We start from the raw sequence: 14,712 nt of genomic DNA, 5'->3' as shown, positions 1-14,712 counted from the left end.
ACCTCTTGAACGAAGGAGACGACATGGAGCAAGCCGGCGAAGTCGGAATGCCACGCGAGGAGAAGGAGCCCTTGCTCCACCTCGCGGGCATCTCGAAGCGGTTCACGGGCGTCCTCGCCCTGGACCGCGTCGATCTCGATGTGCGCGCGGGCGAGCTCCATGTTCTCTTCGGCGAGAATGGCGCGGGCAAGTCGACGCTGATCAACGTTATCGCCGGGACTTTTCCGCCCGATGGCGGCGAGTTTCGCTTCGGCGGCGAGGATATTCGCCAGCTGACGCCGCAGCGAGCCCGCGCCATCGGCATCAGCCCGGTCTTCCAGGAATTCTCGCTGGTGCCGACGCTGACCGTCGAGGAGAACCTCTTCCTCGGCCGCGAACTTTCCACCGGCAGCGTGCTGCGCGCCGGAGACATGCGCAAGCGGGCGAGGGCGCTGATCGACGAACTCGGCTTCGATCTCGATCCAGGCGCCCGCGTCGACGATCTGTCGCGGGCCCACCAGCAGATGGCCGAGATTGCCAAGGCCCTGCTCGGCAAGGTGCGGGTGCTGATCCTCGACGAGCCGACTGCGTCCCTGACCGAGCGCGAGACCGGCCGGCTGTTCGAGCTGATCGCCAAGCTGAAGGGCCAGGGCGTCGGCATCATCTACGTCTCGCACCGCATGCGCGAAATCCGGGCGCTGGCCGACCGCGTCACCGTGCTGCGCGACGGCCGCCACATCAAGACGCTCGACGCAGCGGGCGTCACCGACGGCGAACTGGTCGAACTGATGACCGGCCGCAAGATCGACGTGCTGTTCCCGACGATCCTGCACCAGCCGGGCACAGTGGCTGTAGACGTCGAGAACCTCTCGGTCGCCGGCGGCATCGTCGCCGACGTCAATTTCCATGCCCGCGCCGGCGAGATCACCGGCATTGCCGGGCTGGTCGGCTGCGGCAAGTCCGAGCTGGTCCGCGCCATCTACGGGCTGGAGCCGATGACGGGCGGGACCGTCCGGTTGCACGGCACGCCGTTCGCGGCCGGCGGACCGCGCGCCAGCCTGCGCAAGGGCGTCGCCTATTTCCCGGCCAACCGCGTCGCCGAAGGCCTCGCGCTCAGCCGGCCGATCCGCGAGAACGCCTCGATGACGGCGCTCGACCTCAAGCGCTTCGTCAGCTTCGGCGTCCTGCGCGAGGGCGCTGAGCGGCGGCTGATCGGCCCGATCATGGAACAGCTGAACCTCCGCCCGCCCAATATCGAGCGCGCCGTCGGCAACCTCTCCGGCGGCAACCGCCAGAAGGTCATGCTCGGCCGTGCGCTGACCCGCGACCTGACGATCTTCCTGTTCGACGAGCCGACGGTCGGCATCGACGTCGGCGCCAAGGTCGAGGTCTACGAATTCATGAAACGCCTGGTCGAGGCCGGCGCCGCGGTGGTCGTCGTCTCGTCTGAACTGCCGGAGGTGCTGGCGCTGTCGAACCGTCTCTACGTCATGCACAACGGCCGGATCGCGGCCCTCCTGGAGGGCGAGGCGCGGACGGAACAGAACGTCCTGTCGAGCTTCTTCAAGGACCATGTGACGGAGGCCGCCGCGTGAATGCCACCGCCGCCCTTCGGCTTGTCTCCCCCGAGGCCGCCGGCAGAAGCTTCTGGATGCGGCTCGGCTTCCTGCCAGTCCTCCTGATCGCCGTCGTCGTCGGCATGTCGCTGGTCTCGCCGCAGTTCTACGGTCCGATCAACATCCTCAACATCCTGCGCAACGCCTCCCTCCTGACCATCGTCGCCTGCGGGCAGGCGATCGTCATCATCGCCGGCGGCTTCGATCTATCGGTCGGCGCGGTGGTTGCGCTAGCGAGCGTCGTCACCGCCAAGGTGATGGGCATCGCCACTGCGGTCTTTCCGGGCAACGACGCGGCGATCATCGCCTGCGGCGTCCTCGCCGGCTTGGGTTCGGGCCTGGCGGTCGGCCTCGTCAACGGCCTCTGCGTTGCTTGGCTGAAGGTTTCCGGCTTTGTTGTGACGCTCGGCACGATGTCGGCGGCGGCCGGCGTCGGGCTGATGATCACCAGCGGCATTCCGGTCTACGGCATGCCGGACAGCTTCGTGAAACAGTTCGGCCGGGCGCAGTTCCTCGGCCTGCCGACCGCGATCTACGTCGCCATTCTCGTCGTCGCGGTGATGGTCTTCGTGCAGCGACGCACGCTGTTCGGCCGCTATGTCTTCGCCATCGGCGGCAATGCCGAGGCGGCGGCCATCTCGGGCGTCTCGATCAACCGGCATGTCGTCGGCACCTATGTTCTGTCCGGCGTGCTGGCGGCGGCGACCGGCATCCTCCTCACCGCGCAGGTCGGCTCGGGACAGGCGAGCTTCGGCGGCGACCGGATGATGCTGCAGTCGATCGCCGCTGCGGTGATCGGCGGCGTCAGCTTGCGCGGCGGCATCGGTCGGATCGAGATCGTCACGGTCAGCGCGTTGTTCCTGACCATCCTCGGCAATGCCTTGAACCTCCTGCAGATCGACTCGCGGCTGCAGCCGGTCTTCCTCGGCGTGATCATGGTCGCGGCGGTGGCAGCCGAAGAACTCAGCCGCAGGAGGAAGACCCGTGTCTGAACTCGCTTCTCCGCTGGCCGCAACGGATGCCGTTGCCGCTGGGCCTTCCTGGCACCGGCAGATCTGGCAGTGGGCGCTGCCGATCGCGCTCGTCCTGTTGTTCCTCGCCTTCGCCGTCGCCGACAGCCGCGTGCTGTCGCCGGCGAACCTCCTCAACATCGCCCAGCAGACCAGCTACCTCGCGATCTTCGCCATGGCGCAGGCGGTGGTGATCCTGACCCGTGGCTTCGACTTGTCGCTCGGGCCTTCGGTCTCGATGGTCAGCGTCGGGGCGGCGGTGGCGATGACGGCATCCGTCGCCGCCGGCAGCGATCCGGTGACGGTGCTCCTCGTCGGCCTCGTCGCCGGGCTCGGGCTCGGGGCTGCGACGGGCCTGTTCAACGGTGTCGTCGTCGCGCTGCTCGGCGTCAGCCCGTTCGTCGCGACGCTCGGCAGCTACAACATCGCCATCGGCATCGCGACCACGCTGTCGGCCGGCAAACCGGTGCAGGGCATGCCCGATCTGTTCTCGACCATCTTCTACCGCGGCAGCGTCCTCGGCGTCCCGGCGGCGATCGTCATCGCCGTCATCGTCGGCGCGGTCCTGCATTTCGCCTTGACCCGAACGGTGTTCGGCCGCTCGCTCTACCTCGTCGGCACCAATCCGCGGGCGGCGGCGGTCGCCGGCATTCCGGTGAAGCGCGTCCTCGTCTGCGCCTACGTGCTCTGCTCCGGCCTTGCCGCGCTCGGCGCGCTGATGCTGACCGCCCGCACCGGCTCCGGCGAGCCCAATCTCGGCGGCTCGCTATCGCTGCAGGCGATTGCGGCGGCCGTGGTCGGCGGCACCAGCCTTGCCGGCGGGCGCGGCGGCGTCGGCACCGCGGTGCTCGGCGCCTTGTTCATCACCATTCTGTCCAACGGCATGAACCTGACGCGCATCGACGGCTACGTGCAGATGGTGGTGCTTGGAGCCATCGTCATCATCGGCGTCGTCCTCGACAGGGCGCGCCTCGCGACGCGCTGAAGGCGCCGAGCCCGATAACCGTGGCGGGCTTTCAACCGCCGCTTCGATCAACCCCGCGGAGCCGCCGACATGAATGGTCCCTCGACGCCTGATATCTACGTGGCGCCGTCTCTGGACGCCGCGATCGACGCTCTGGCCGAGCGCCGGTCCTCTGCTGCGCCTTTGGCGGGCGGTACCTGGATCATGCGGTCACCGATCCGCCGCGAAGCCTTCCAGGCCTCCTATGTCGCTCTCTCGAAGATCGCCGCCCTGAAGGTGGTCTCAGTGGGGGATGCTTTGGTCGAGATCGGCGCGTGTGCCACCCATGCATCGCTTGCCAACGCCCTCGGCGGCGTGCCCGGTCTCGAGGCTCTGGCGACCGCGGCCGGAAAGTCCGCGAACCCCGCCATCCGCGGGATGGCGACGGTCGGCGGCAATCTCGCGACCTGCGACTTTGCCGCCGCCGACCTCGTCCCGGCACTCCTGGCTCTTGATGCGGAGGTCGAGATCCGAGGCCATGACGGCGACGAGCGGATGGCGCTCGACGCCTTTCTGCGTGTGCGATCCCGTCTCGAGCCCAGCCGCTTGCTGACGAAGGTCCTGGTCCGGCGTTCCGCGGCGCGGTCCGCCCATGCGCGCTTGCCGCTGCGCAAGGCTGGCGACTATCCGGCGGCCGTGGTGAGCCTTGCTGTCACCCTCGATGCGGCCACTCGCGTCGTAACCGCCCGCATCGCCGTCGGCTCCGTCGAGACGGTCGCACGCCGGTGGACCGATCTCGAAGCCGCGCTGATCGGGCAGTCTCTCGATCCCGAAACCTTCGCGGCCCTCGCCAAAACCCGGCTCGCCGATTTCTCCGGTCGCGACGGCGTCGAGGCGCCCGGCTGGTACCGCGTCAGCGTACTGCCGGCGCTGGTGCGGCGCGCGGCCGTGTCCCTTCTCGCAGCCGCTTGACCCCGGAAGGTCCCATGCCGATCCGAATGACGATCAATGGCGAGGAGCGGTTCTCCGCGGCCCACGCGATGGTGCCGCTGGTCGACATCCTGCGCGACGAGTTCCACCTGACCGGCGCCAAGCCGGTTTGCCGCGAAGGTTTCTGCGGCGCCTGCATGGTGCTGGTCGACGGCACGCCGACCCTGTCCTGCCTGACGCCCGCGGCGCTCGCCGACGGGGCGGAGATCAGCACCATCGAGGGCCTCTCGTCCGGAAGTGGAATATCGCCGCTGCAGGCCGCGTTCGAAAGCCACGACGCCGTCCAGTGCGGCATGTGCTTTCCTGGCATGGTGGTCACGCTGACGCATTTTCTCCAGCGGACCCCGCAGCCAAGCCGCGATGCGGTCCGGGCCGCTCTCTCCGGCAATATCTGTCGCTGCACGGGCTATGAGCGCATCATCGATGCTGCTCTGTCCGCCGCGGCCGGTCGTTAGGAGCTCCCCAATGGATGCCTCGCCCACTGCGTCGGTCATGGACTTCCGCCGGCGTGATGCCCGCGACAAGCTGATGGGCCTGACGCGCTACACCATCGACCGCAAGAGCGCCGGAATGCTGCACGCCGTCGTGCTCCGCGCCAACGTCCCATCCGGTCGCATCCTGCGCCTCGACACCAGCAAGGCCGAGGCCATGCCGGGCGTGCGCGCGATCGTCACTGCGGACGATGCGCCGGGCATGGCCGGCATCGGCATCGCCGACCACCCGCTCTTTGCCAGGGACGTGGTGCGCTATGACGGCGAACCGCTGGCCGCGATTGCAGCCGAAACGCTGGCGCAGGCCGAGGCGGCGGTCTCGGCGATCGAGGTCGACATTGCGCCGCTCCCCATCGTCGTCGACATGCAGGCGGCGCTCGCCGAGGACGCGCCGCTCGTTCATCCCGACTGGCAGGACTACGACGTGCTTGTCGAGGGCGGGGCCCATGGCGGCAACATCGCCTGGGAGGCGACTTCGATGCGCGGCGATGTCGATGCCGCCTTTGCGCGCCCCGACGTGACCATTGTCGAGAGTAGCTTCCGCGTCGGGCGCCAGAACCACGTCTCGTTCGAGCCGCGAGCCGTGCTGGCGAGCTTCGAGGACGGCCGGTTCCACATCGAAACCTCCACGCAGGTGCCTTGGACGGTCCGCAACACCACGGCGCGGCTGCTCTGCATCCCGGCCTCGGACGTGCGGGTCACCGTGCCACCAGTGGGTGGCGCCTTCGGCCTGAAGTTCGACTGGGCAATGGAGCCGTTCGCAGCGCTCCTCGCCCGCAAGAGCCGGCGGCCGGTGCGCCTCGTCAATTCCCGGCAGGAGGAGATGCTCACCTGCCTGTTCCGCGAGAATGCCGATATCCACATCCGCTCGGCCGTCACGCTAGAGGGTGAGATCGCCGGACGCGAGGCGGTGGTGCTGATGGACTGCGGCGCCTATGGCGGCGAGCAGATCTTTCTCACCACCATGACCGCCCACACGCTCGGCGGAAATTACAGGCTCGGCGCCGCGCGCATCGTCTCCCGCGCCGTCTATACGCATTCGCCGCCGAACGGCGCCTTCCGCGCCTGCAACGGCGTGTACAACACCTTTGCGCTCGAGCGGCACACCGACGAGATCTGCGCCGCGATCGGCATGGACCCGCTGGCCTTCCGCCGCCTGAACGTCCTTGGCGACGGCGATCTCGGCGTGACAGGCCAAGTCTTCGAGGGGGACGTGCTAGGCCCGATGCTGGAGAAGATGCAGGGGCTCTGCGACGCCAGTCCGACGCCTCTGCCGGACGACGGACGGCTGTACGGACAGGCGACCACCGTCGGCACGTGGTTCGTCTTCACCGGTCCCTCCGCCGCCACCGTGAACATGAATGCCGACGGCAGCGCGACGCTGGTCACTTCCGGCGTCGAGATCGGCTCCGGCTCGATGATGCAGGCGTTGCCCCAGATCGTCGCCGGTGCGCTTGGCCTGCGGCCCGACCAGGTGATCGTGCGCGCGGCCGATACCGATGCGGCGGGCTATGACGTCGGCGTCGGCGGTGGCCGCACGACGGTCTCGCTCGGCGCCGCGAGCCTCTCCGCGGCCTACGAGGTCAGGGCCAAGCTGCTCAAGGTGGCGGGCGAGATGCTGGAGGCGGATCCGGACGACCTGGTGATGGAGAACGGCCGGATCGAGATCGCCAGCGCGAACGGATTTGGCTACAGCATCGCCGAGGTTGCCGCCCGGGCACAGGCGATGAATGGCCCTGTTGCGGGCACCGGTGCCTTCACCGGCCGCGGCACGCCGGCCATGAAGGGATGCGCTGCCGGCCATTTCATAGAGGCGCTCGATATCCCGGTCTTCGCCGTGCATGCGTGCGACGTCGCCGTTGACCCCGAGACCGGTCATGTCGAGGTGCTGGCCTATCGCGTCGTTCAGGATGTCGGCCGGGCGCTCAATCCAAGCGCCATTCACGGCCAGATCCAGGGTGGGGTCGTTCAGGGCTTTGGCTACGCCTTGCACGAGGAGGCGACGATCGACGCCGCGGGGCGTATTCGTCAGACTGGCTTCGAGACCTACCGCGTGCCGCTGGCCGAAGACGTCGTGCCGGTCGAGATCGAGTTGCACGAGGGTGCGCCCTCGATGGGCCCACTCGGCACCAAGGGCGCGGGCGAGGTTCCGATCCTGAACGTCGGCGCGACCATCGCCTGCGCCGTCGCCAACGCAACCGTCAAGCGCGTCCAGCAACTGCCGCTGACGCCACCGAGGGTCCTTGAAATGCTGCTCGACCGTAAGCCCGAACTGGATTTTCCTCATGTCGCCCCGCGCTGGGCCGACAATTTGTTGCGCCCGGCACGGCTGCGCTGACGGATCGGGATCTCCGGCAGTGTGGTGATTTCGACGTGCATCGACATCGACTTCAGCGAGTCGCTGCGTTTGGGAAGCGTCAAAGGGCGTGATCGGTTCGTTTGCGAAAGGGCAGCTTTTTCGGCCGAGATGGCTGAAAGCGGCCAGTCTGCTGACGGCCCTCTACGACGTCGGAAATGATTTCCGCTATGCGCCATGATGGTCGTTCAGCAGCATCTGCTGAGCTCGCGATAGCGGACGCGCAGAGCTATCGCTCGCTAGGCCGGTGACATGGCATTCGAAGTGCCAGCCCTCGCCGTCCGTGCGAGGGCTGGAAAGGCGAAACGCCGCTTACTTCACGAGAAACTTCTCGATGATATCCATGCGCGGCTCGACGCCGAGGCCGGGCTCGGTCGGGAGATGCGCGTAGCCGTCCTCGATCCGCACCGGATTGCGCGCGAGGTTGCGGCTGATCTCGCCGGGCTCGACGCAATATTCCATCACCAGGGCGTTCTCGATCGCACAGAGGAAGTGAAGCGAGGCGGCGGTGTTGATGTCGGTGGTGAAGTTGTGGTTGCAGACCTTGCGGCCGCGCGACTTGGCATAGGCGGCAATCTGGATCGCCTGGGTAAAGCCGGTGCGGGTCAGGTCGATCTGCACGACGTCGATGCCACCCTCGTCGATCAGCCGCTCGAAGCCGACTACCGAGCATTCCTGCTCGCCGGCGGCGATGTACTGGCTACAAGCGGCGCTGACCTTGCCATAGCCGGCGTAGTCGTCCGAATGCAGCGGCTCCTCGATCCAGAACAGCTTGTAGGGCTCGAACAGCTGGGCGCGGCGGATCGTCGTCTTGGCGTCCCAGGCAAGGCCCACGTCGAGCATGAAGTCGACGTCGTCGCCGATCGCGGCGCGGATCGCCTCGACATAGCGCAAGTCCATCGCCTCGTTCTTGCCGAAGGGCTCCCAGCCGAATTTCACACCGGTATGACCGGTATCGACGGCATGTTTCGCGCGGTCGACGGTATCGGAGACCTCGAACTGGAACATGTTAGAGGAATAGACCCGCATCTTGTCGCGAATTGCACCGCCGAGCAGGTCGACGATCGGCTTGCCGAGCGCCTTGCCCTTGATGTCCCATAGCGCGATGTCGATGCCGGCCATCGCTTGCAGCACGGCGCCGCCGCGGCCGTAGAAGATCGTCGCGCGGTACATCTTTGCCCAGAGCCGGGCGGTGTCGAGCGGGTTCTCGCCGATCAGCAGCGACTTCAGGCCGGTGACCATGGTGTGGGAGTAGGGCGCGTCGATGATCGCCTTGACCACCGACGGGCAGCCGTCGACTTCGCCCCAGCCAATGATGCCGGCATCGGTGGTGATCTTGATGATCAACGCATCCTGCGAGCTGTCGGTGCGCTGCTCGATGACAGGAAGCCTGAGGTAGAAGGCTTCGACTTCGGTAATTTTCATGGAATGTCAGGTCCTATGCTTCGTCGGACGCCATCGAATCGACGCCAACATTGTATGATCGTATACGATAAGTTCGCGGGGAAAGGCCAGCCTATTACGGGTCGCCCCGCTCCCGGCGGCGTTCGGCGATGATCTCCTCATAGTTCACGTCGAGGGACTGCACGCGGATGTGGTCCTCCAACTCCTTCCGCATCATCGCGATGTCGCCGGAGATGAAGACGGCGGCGAGCGCCCTGTGCTCGTCGATGATGGTCTTCATCGGCTTGCCGATGGTCGACAGGCCGAACAGCACGGTGAGCTGGCGGGAGATCGACTCCCACAGCGTGTCGAGCACCGGGTTCTCAGCGAAGCTGCAGAGGATGCGGTGGAAGGCGGTGTCGGCCGCGGCGAAGTGGTAGGTGTCGTTGCGTTGCGCCATCAGCACCAGTTCTTCGATCGCGGCGTCCAGCTGGCGGATCTGGGCGGGACCGTTGCGGCCGGCTTCGATCGCCCGGCACGCGGCCAGCGTCTCGATCGCCACGCGCACGTCGATGATGTGCTCCAGCCGCTGCTTCGAGACCTCCATCAGGCGGATGCCCTTATAGGGCTCGCTGGTGACGATGCTCTGGCTTTCGAGAATGCGCAGCGCCTCGCGGATTGGTACCCGGCTCATGCCGAGATGGGCCGCAAGGTCCGGCTCGCTCAACCGGTCGCCGGGCAGGATCAGTCCGCGCGAGGCGGCCGAGAGGATCGAATCCACCGCATGGTCGACGAGCGTGCGGGGGCGGGCCGCCTTCCAGCGCTGCGGGTCGTCCTCCAGCTGCACGATTGCCTCAGGAGCGGCGACGCCGAGTGCGCGCGGCCGCATCGCGCGGCGGGCGGTCGCCGGCTTGCGCTTCTTGTCCTCGGCATTGGATCCGGCCATTTTCATCCCCTCCGGGCAGCGTCCTCAAGAACGGCCCGTCCTCCTGCCACTAGTTCTGGCGCATCCGCGTCACGAACCGGCCGAAGCCCGGTTCGACCTTGCGGTGGCCATCGATCTGGACGCTGATTCCCCGCACCAGCGTGTGCACCACCCTGCCACGGCAGGCGAGGCCCTCGAAAGCGCTCCAGGGCGCAAGACCATGGAAGAGTGCGCCGCTGACGATCCATTCCGCCGCCGGGTCGTAAAGCGCTAGATCGGCATCCGCCCCGATCCGGATCGCGCCTTTTTGGGGGTAGAGGCCCATCAGTTTGGCCGGACCCGAAGCGGTCATCCGGGCGAACTCGCCGAGGCTCAAGCCGCGCTTGCCGACGGCTTCCGAGAAGAAGACGGGGCCAAGCGTCTCGACGCCCGTAAGGCCCATGCCAGCCTCCCAGATCGAGCTGTCGCCCGACCGCTTTTGCGCGGGGAGATAGGGGCAATGGTCGGAGGCGAGGGCGTCGACCTTGCCGGCCAGCACTTCCGCCCAAAGCGCGTCGACCGTGGCGCGCGGCCGCAGCGGCGGGCCGCAGCGGGCGTCGGCGCCGATGCGGACGAGATCCTCCTCGTCGAGCACGAGGTAATGCGGGCAAGTCTCGAAACTTGCGCGCACTTCCGGCTTAGCCGCGCTGATCAGGGCGGCGGCCTTGGCCGAACTGACGTGCACGACGTGGCAGCGCACTCCGCTCTCGCGCGCCAGCGCCAGCACGCGGCCGACCGCCTCGATCTCCGCAATCTCCGGCCCCGCCTCGGCATGCGCGCGAATATCGTGCCGGCCGGCGGCCAAGAGCTTCGCCTTAGCCGCGACGAGCAGGTCGTGGTTCTCCGCGTGGATGCCAATCAGCCCGTCGAAGTGCTCGATCTCGCGCATGGCGTCGAGCAAGAACCCGTCGCGGATCTGCGGTAGGCCTTTCTCGTCGGGCGCATCACCGGACGGGTCGCCGCTGGTGAGGAAGGCCTTGAAGGCGATCGCGCCGGCGGCGTCGAGACCCGCAAGTTCATCGAGATTGTCGCCGTCGAGGCCGCCCCAGAGGGCGAAGTCGACCGCGACATTGGCGTCGAGCAGCGCTCGCTTGGCGTTGAAGTTCTGCACCGATGTCGCGGGCGGCGCGGAGTGCGGCATCTCGACGACAGTCGTTACGCCGCCGACGGCTGCGCCGATCGTGCCCTCGCGCAGTTCCTCAACCGGCTCGTCGTGCGATCCGGTGAAATGCGTGTGCATGTCGATGGCGCCGGGCATCACGATCAGTCCGTCCGCGTCGATCGTTTCCGCTGCCGCGCCAGCCTTGCCTCGCGCAAAGAGACCAGAAACTTTTCCGCCGGTGATGCCGATGTCGGCCTCGACCGGTCCCGCCTCGGTGACGACGAGGCCGTTGATGATCAGTCTGTCCATCAGGCTATCCTTTCCCGTTTCGACAGGACGTGCACCGCGGCGTCGGCGAGGGAATTGTCGACGAGGCTGTCGAACGAGGCGGCGCGCTGCAGCCAGCCGACATCGACGAGAAGCGCCGAGAAGCGCTCGAAGTCGGCGCGGGAGATCGCCGGGCTTGGCGCCAGCACGCCGGACGCCTGGTAGCCGTCGAAGCCGGCGACCAGCGCATCGAGGGGATAGCCGGGATAGGCCGCGCTAACGAGTTTCGCTGTGGAGATCGCCGGCTCCATGGCCATGAAGGCCTGCGCCCTCGCAATCGCGCGGACGAAGGCGGCAAACGCCGGCCGCATCGCCGCGATGCGCTCCGGGCGCGCAATGTAGGCGCTCCACGGAACGGCGCCGGTCGGGCCGGCGAGCTCCGCCGAGATGCTGAGCCGGCCACTGGCGATGTACGGCGCCAGCGCGTGCAGCGAATGCAGCGCGAAATCGTAAGTGCCGGCGGCAACGGCCGCGACATCGGCGGCTTCGTCGCCGCTGCCGGGCACCAGCGTCACGCTGCTGAGTTCAACGCCAACCTTCGCCAGCAGCCAGCGGAAGGTCATGGTCGCGGTGCCGACATTGGCGACGTCGACGATGGTCTTGCCCAAAATATGCTCGAACGCGACGGCTGGCGCGCCGGCAGGTCCGGCCAGGATCCAGGGATTGCCGGCGGCAACGGCGCAGAAGGAGACGAGACGGTCCTCGCCGTCCTCCAGCATCTTCATCGTCACCATCGGCCCGCCGACGGTGAGGTCGGCCTCTCCAGCGAGCACCGCCGGGACCTGGCCGCCGCGCACGGTGTGGCCGCCGGAGCCGGCGACCTGGAACTCCACCGCGACGCCCTCGGCGCGGAAGAAGCCGAGCGCTTCGGCGACGAAATGGACGGCGTAGTAGATGCGCGCCTCGCTCGAGTCGCCCTGGTTGAGGCGGAGCACCGGCAGCTTTGGCAGGCTCTGGTCGGTCGGGGTCATCGGGCGTCTCCGTCCTCGACAAGGTGGCTCGGGCAAAGCTCAGCGAGCGAGACGGCGCCGAGCCAGCTGGTGATGGCGACGGCCTCGTCGAGCCAGCCGCGCAGCATTGCTTCCAACGCGGCCTCGCCGCCGCCGACGAGAGCGGTGATCACGGGTCGAACGGTGACCGCGAAGTCGGCGCCGAGGCAGCGTGCGACGACGATGTCGGTGCCGTTGCGCACGCCACCGTCGAGCCCGAGCGGCAACGGCGTCTCGCCGCGTAGCAAAGGCAGCTGACGCGCCGGCGCGGCCCAGCGGCCGCTTTGCCGCAGGCCGATGTTCGAGGCGATGATGCCGGTCGCCCCGGCCGCCTCGGCCTTCACCGCATCGTCTGGGTGTAGGATGCCCTTTAGCAGGACTGGCAAGTTTCGCTCGGTGGCTGCGCGGCAGACGGTCGCGATGTCGGTCCAGCCCCAGCCGGGAAAAGCGGGAAGGGGGCAGACGCCGGGACCCGTCGAGCCGATCGTCGACCAGCCGCGCCGGACCAGCTCTTCGCCGATCGAATAACCGCCCGGCTGCAGGCCTGGCACCGGGTGCACCGGTGCCAGCACGGTCAACACCAAGCCCATCGCCTTTGCGTCAGCGGCCGTGTCGAGAAGGCCGAGAATGCGGTCGACGGGGCCGGCGGCGCGCAGCTGCAGGAAGGCGGCGTCGTGCGCGGTGGTGATCTCGGCGAGCGGCGTGACGGTTTCTTCCGAGACGATCAGCGGCAGGCCGATGCGCTGGCAGGCGCGAGCGATCGGCAGCAGGCCGTCCTCATTGAACACGCGGTCGCCCGCATAAGCGCCGACTGCCAGAGGCCCGGCAAAATGGCGGCCGAGGAAGGGGATGCGGATGTCCGCCTCGGCGGCGCCGGTCATCACCCGGGGCAGCAGCCGGTAGCGCGCGAGGTCGCGGGCGTTGCGGTCACCCTCGTCAGGCCCGACGTCGCGCGGCTGGCCGATCATGTAGCGGTAGAGTGCTTCGCCGAGCACAGCGCGGGCCTCGTCGGCGAAGGGCAGCGGCGCGGTCATGCCGGCACCGATTGCTTGCCGGCGAATTCCTGGCGCAGGAAGGCGGCAAAGGACTCCGTCTCTGGCGCCCGCAGCCGCGACGGCGAACCTTCCTCGACCAGTCGTCCGTCCTGCAGGAAGACGATGCGGTCGGCGACGGTTGCGGCGAAGGCGATGTCATGCGTCGATATCAGCATGGTCATGCCGGTCTCTGCGAGGTCGCGGATGGTCTGGTTGACCTCGCGCACAAGTTCCGGATCGAGCGCCGAGGTCGGCTCGTCGAAGAGCAGCACGTTCGGCTCGCTGGCGAGTGCCCGGGCAATGCCGACGCGCTGCTGCTGGCCGCCGGAAAGCTCGTGCGGCAGGCTGGTCTCGAAATTAGACAAGCCGACGGTCGCCAGCGCCCGGCTGGCCTTGGCGCGGGCGACGGCTTCCGGCTGGCGTTGGACGAGGCGGGGGATCGACATGGCGTTTTCCAGCGCCGACATGTGGTCGAACAGGGCGAAATGCTGGAAGACGATGCCGACGCCAGAGGCTGCGCGGTTCGCCGGCAGGTGCCGCTCGCGCAGCGGCCTGCCTTCCGTGGTGCGGCCGATCGGGTGCCCCTCGACCGTCACCGAACCGCTCTTTGCGGGTGCCAATGCCAGGATTGCCTTGAGCAGCGTGCTCTTGCCAGAGCCTGAGCGCCCGAGCAGCACGACCACCTCGCCGCGGCGGACGCGCAGGGTGATGCCGTCGAGCACCGTCTTTTCGCGATAGGCGACATGCAGATCGTCAATGTCGAGGATCACCGCGGCATTTTCGGAGAAGCGGCGGGCTGCGCGCGGGGCCGGTGCCGGCTTGATCGCTGCGACGGCGTCTCTTGCCTGCTGTTTGCGAGCGCGTTTCGCGCGGTGCTCGAGGCCGACCCGGCGCTCCAGGTACCATTGCAAGCCGGCGATCGACGAGGAGAGGATCACGTAGATCGCGCCTGAGGCGACGAGCACCGGGATGAACAGGAAATTTTGCGAGACGATGGTCTGTCCGCGCATAGTCAGTTCGTTGACGCCGACCACGGAGGCCAGGGAGGTGGATTTGAGGAGGCCTACGGCCTCGTTTCCGAGCGTCGGCAGGATCGCGCGGAGCGCCTGCGGGATGACGATCCGGACCATTTCGGTGGTGCGGGAGAAGCCGAAGGCCTGCGCCGCCATGCGCTGGTCACGGTCGGTCGACTGGATGCCGCCGCGGATGATTTCCGCGCAGAACGCCGTCTCGTTGATGGTGAGTGCCAAGAGCGCGCTGGTGAAGGCGGAGAAGGTGATGCCGAACTGCGGCAGCACGTTGTAGAGCAGCACCAGCTGCAGCAGCACCGGCGTACCGCGCAGGATGTAGATGTAGGTCTGCACGGGCAGGCGGATCCACCAATGGCGCGACAGGCTGGCGAGCGCCAGGAAGAAGCCGATGATGATGCCACCCGCGAGGGCGCCGACAAGCAGTTCTATCGCGATCACAGCCCCTTCCCAGAGATAGGGAAGGGTCAGATAGGTGAGGAAGTCCTGCATGTCGGCGC

At 67.7% G+C, this 14,712-nt stretch carries 12 protein-coding genes; 6 read left to right on the top strand and 6 right to left on the bottom strand.

What is annotated here, in order from left to right; all coding sequences use genetic code 11:
* Positions 1 to 23 precede the first annotated feature (23 nt).
* The 6 genes from ACZL02_RS06165 to ACZL02_RS06140 all read left to right on the top strand — a co-directional run bounded on the left by ACZL02_RS06165 (position 24) and on the right by ACZL02_RS06140 (position 7,367).
* Positions 24 to 1,574 (top strand): sugar ABC transporter ATP-binding protein, encoded by a 1,551-nt coding sequence (locus tag ACZL02_RS06165; protein ID WP_472937717.1) that lies wholly within the window; start codon positions 24 to 26, stop codon positions 1,572 to 1,574.
* Positions 1,571 to 2,587 (top strand): ABC transporter permease, encoded by a 1,017-nt coding sequence (locus tag ACZL02_RS06160; RefSeq protein ID WP_472937715.1) that lies wholly within the window; start codon positions 1,571 to 1,573, stop codon positions 2,585 to 2,587. The genes ACZL02_RS06165 and ACZL02_RS06160 overlap by 4 nt, the downstream gene beginning before the upstream one ends.
* Positions 2,580 to 3,590 (top strand): ABC transporter permease, encoded by a 1,011-nt coding sequence (locus tag ACZL02_RS06155; protein ID WP_472937714.1) that lies wholly within the window; start codon positions 2,580 to 2,582, stop codon positions 3,588 to 3,590. Before ACZL02_RS06160 ends, ACZL02_RS06155 begins: the two co-directional genes overlap by 8 nt.
* 69 nt (positions 3,591 to 3,659) lie before the next feature.
* The gene (locus ACZL02_RS06150) at positions 3,660 to 4,520 is read left to right on the top strand and encodes an FAD binding domain-containing protein (protein WP_472937713.1); all 861 of its coding nucleotides are present in this window, start codon (positions 3,660 to 3,662) and stop codon (positions 4,518 to 4,520) included.
* Between the two features lie 14 nt (positions 4,521 to 4,534).
* Positions 4,535 to 4,993, top strand: a complete 459-nt coding sequence (locus ACZL02_RS06145) for a (2Fe-2S)-binding protein (RefSeq protein WP_472937711.1) — start codon at positions 4,535 to 4,537, stop codon at positions 4,991 to 4,993.
* Positions 4,994 to 5,003: 10 nt separating this feature from the next.
* Positions 5,004 to 7,367 carry a xanthine dehydrogenase family protein molybdopterin-binding subunit gene (locus ACZL02_RS06140; RefSeq protein WP_472937710.1) on the top strand — a complete coding sequence of 788 codons (2,364 nt, stop codon included), beginning with the start codon at positions 5,004 to 5,006 and terminating at the stop codon, positions 7,365 to 7,367.
* A 330-nt stretch (positions 7,368 to 7,697) separates the two neighbouring features.
* On the opposite strand, the gene ACZL02_RS06135 is transcribed toward ACZL02_RS06140, so the two are convergent.
* The 6 genes from ACZL02_RS06135 to ACZL02_RS06110 all read right to left on the bottom strand — a co-directional run bounded on the left by ACZL02_RS06135 (position 7,698) and on the right by ACZL02_RS06110 (position 14,704).
* The gene (locus ACZL02_RS06135; RefSeq protein WP_472937709.1) at positions 7,698 to 8,810 is read right to left on the bottom strand and encodes a mandelate racemase/muconate lactonizing enzyme family protein; all 1,113 of its coding nucleotides are present in this window, start codon (positions 8,808 to 8,810) and stop codon (positions 7,698 to 7,700) included.
* Positions 8,811 to 8,904: 94 nt separating this feature from the next.
* Positions 8,905 to 9,714, bottom strand: coding sequence for a GntR family transcriptional regulator (locus ACZL02_RS06130; RefSeq protein ID WP_472937708.1), 810 nt, complete (start codon positions 9,712 to 9,714; stop codon positions 8,905 to 8,907).
* Positions 9,715 to 9,763: 49 nt separating this feature from the next.
* Complete coding sequence (locus tag ACZL02_RS06125) at positions 9,764 to 11,143, bottom strand: dihydroorotase (RefSeq protein ID WP_472937707.1); 1,380 nt, start codon at positions 11,141 to 11,143, stop codon at positions 9,764 to 9,766.
* Entirely contained in the window at positions 11,143 to 12,132 is a 990-nt protein-coding gene (locus ACZL02_RS06120; protein WP_472937706.1) for an ABC transporter substrate-binding protein, read from the bottom strand. Before ACZL02_RS06120 ends, ACZL02_RS06125 begins: the two co-directional genes overlap by 1 nt.
* Positions 12,129 to 13,184 (bottom strand): alpha-hydroxy acid oxidase, encoded by a 1,056-nt coding sequence (locus ACZL02_RS06115; protein WP_472937705.1) that lies wholly within the window; start codon positions 13,182 to 13,184, stop codon positions 12,129 to 12,131. Before ACZL02_RS06115 ends, ACZL02_RS06120 begins: the two co-directional genes overlap by 4 nt.
* Complete coding sequence (locus tag ACZL02_RS06110) at positions 13,181 to 14,704, bottom strand: amino acid ABC transporter permease/ATP-binding protein (protein WP_472937704.1); 1,524 nt, start codon at positions 14,702 to 14,704, stop codon at positions 13,181 to 13,183. Before ACZL02_RS06110 ends, ACZL02_RS06115 begins: the two co-directional genes overlap by 4 nt.
* Positions 14,705 to 14,712 lie beyond the last annotated feature (8 nt).

This window comes from Mesocryomonas fontinalis, from assembly GCF_055730125.2.
The sequence above is the reverse complement of the archived record's forward strand: the minus strand, read 5'-3'. Positions and strand labels throughout refer to the sequence as shown.

Coding starts and splice junctions, on each gene's coding strand:
- ACZL02_RS06145 (WP_472937711.1), top strand. CDS start 4,535: ATGCCGATCCGAATGACGATCAATGGCGAGGAGCGGTTCTCCGCGGCC.
- ACZL02_RS06125 (WP_472937707.1), bottom strand. CDS start 11,143: ATGGACAGACTGATCATCAACGGCCTCGTCGTCACCGAGGCGGGACCG.
- ACZL02_RS06110 (WP_472937704.1), bottom strand. CDS start 14,704: ATGCAGGACTTCCTCACCTATCTGACCCTTCCCTATCTCTGGGAAGGG.
- ACZL02_RS06150 (WP_472937713.1), top strand. CDS start 3,660: ATGAATGGTCCCTCGACGCCTGATATCTACGTGGCGCCGTCTCTGGAC.
- ACZL02_RS06130 (WP_472937708.1), bottom strand. CDS start 9,714: ATGGCCGGATCCAATGCCGAGGACAAGAAGCGCAAGCCGGCGACCGCC.
- ACZL02_RS06135 (WP_472937709.1), bottom strand. CDS start 8,810: ATGAAAATTACCGAAGTCGAAGCCTTCTACCTCAGGCTTCCTGTCATC.
- ACZL02_RS06120 (WP_472937706.1), bottom strand. CDS start 12,132: ATGACCCCGACCGACCAGAGCCTGCCAAAGCTGCCGGTGCTCCGCCTC.
- ACZL02_RS06165 (WP_472937717.1), top strand. CDS start 24: ATGGAGCAAGCCGGCGAAGTCGGAATGCCACGCGAGGAGAAGGAGCCC.
- ACZL02_RS06140 (WP_472937710.1), top strand. CDS start 5,004: ATGGATGCCTCGCCCACTGCGTCGGTCATGGACTTCCGCCGGCGTGAT.
- ACZL02_RS06115 (WP_472937705.1), bottom strand. CDS start 13,184: ATGACCGCGCCGCTGCCCTTCGCCGACGAGGCCCGCGCTGTGCTCGGC.